This is a genomic window from Donghicola sp. XS_ASV15 (assembly GCF_041224595.1).
Classification (GTDB): domain Bacteria; phylum Pseudomonadota; class Alphaproteobacteria; order Rhodobacterales; family Rhodobacteraceae; genus Donghicola.
In genome coordinates, this window is record NZ_JBGFGN010000051.1 from 1 (window position 1) to 1,680 (window position 1,680).

General features: G+C 52.9%; 1 protein-coding gene and 1 pseudogene. Both read right to left on the reverse strand.

All coding sequences use genetic code 11. From position 1 onward, the window contains the following. Nucleotides 1-419 (reverse strand): annotated as a pseudogene (locus tag AB9K37_RS00880) (hypothetical protein); the annotation flags it as partial. Between the two features lie 3 nt (nt 420-422). Beyond that, nucleotides 423-1,529, reverse strand: coding sequence for a calcium-binding protein (locus tag AB9K37_RS00885; protein ID WP_369835144.1), 1,107 nt, complete (start codon nt 1,527-1,529; stop codon nt 423-425). Between the last annotated feature and the right edge of the window lie 151 nt (nt 1,530-1,680).

The window sequence follows — 1,680 nt, forward strand, 5'->3', positions numbered from 1 at the left end:
CCGCCGCTCAGGGTATCATTCCCTTTGCCTCCGATCAGAGTGTCTCGTCCCTCCAGTCCGGCTAGGAAATTCTCACCGCCGTCGCCAACGAGCTTGTCTTTGTAGATTGTTCCGAACGCATCTTCGATCGATTTCAGCGTATCCCTATCTCCAAAACCATCGATCGCAAATCCTTTGGCCAGCTTGACTGTGACGCCTTCAGAGCCGCCATTTATTTCGTCAGCTGAGTAATCCACCAAATCGTCACCCCCGCCGCCTTTGATCGTATCCGCACCGGCGAGTCCGCAGAAAACGTTGCTCTTTTTGTTCACGATCAGCTTGTCATCCAAAGCAGGGGCAACGACATCCTCGATCTGACGGAGTTTATCTCGATAGTCCCACCCGTCGATGGCAAAGCCTTTGGAGAGTTTCACGACCACGCCTTACTCTCCATCCCGATGATTGTAATTCACGACATCGGACCCTTTGCCACCCACTATGGTGCCGTCCCCGAAACTGCCGGACAAGATGTCCGAACCCGCGCCGCCATAGAGCGTATCACTCCCACCGCCACCGTCGAGCACGTCATCGCCTGCGCCACCGTCGATGAAGTCCGTGCCTGTTGAGGCAGTTACACTGTCATTCCCTTCGCCGAGATAAACGTGGATGCGGTCCATGTATCCAACGGTTATTCCGTTTGCGAGTGTCATGAGAGACGAGCGGCCACTTGTCCAATCTATCGCATCAGTCTGGTCGCTCCAGTCCGCAAAGAAATTATCTCCATGCTGATATTGGAAATTGCGACCGAGATATTCAGTTCCACCAAGGTACCAATAATCGATTTCGTAGTACGAGGTGTCACTATAATCGTCGGCAGAAAAGTCTATATTAACCGCCTCAACCTCTTTTATCGTTCCGGGGTTCGTATTGATAACCAGGTCACCGCTTTCCAGCAAGCTTGGCAAATCGCCTCGAACAGCATCGAACCGTTCCGCTGCGCCTGCCCCATCACCCAGTGTATCAATGATGGCTGCGTTGTAGCTAAGATCAGAATCTCTGTAGAATGATAAGGTGACGGTGTCGTGTCCAACGCCACCAAAAACAACTGCGTCTCGAGAACCCGAGATAAACGTGTCGTTCCCCGCGCCGACATAGAGCGTATCACTCCCACCGCCACCGTTGAGCACGTCATCGCCTGCGCCACCAACCAATACGTCTCGATCCATGCCGCCTGAAAGGCTATCATTACTAGTGTTTCCGACTAACGCATTATTTCCGTTGGTTGCAGAAAGTGATGCACTCGCTCCATCATCGGGTGCGAAAACTACGTAGTTGCTGCCGCTAGAGCCACCTGAAAATGTGGAGGTCGTTTGGAAGTACAGATCGTAGTCAGTTGGAGTGGGATCAGCTTCAAAGTCGCCAAGATGCGGCACAACAATGTCTTCACGTCCCTTTCGCACAAAAAATTGGGGGACGTAGTCACCATCGAAAGCATCAAAAACTTCGGAGACAGCTGTGTTCCCGACAACGTTTAGGAATTCTTTAAACAATCCCTTTTATGGGGCATTGCCCCGACACGGCCTATCGGGAACAGGAGGGCAGGAAGATGGGAACCAGGTTCATGATCGACGCACTCACCATCGGCGCACTCGTCGGCGGGTTGATCCTCGCCAGAGAGCGGGCCGCAGAGAGCTTCGCCAC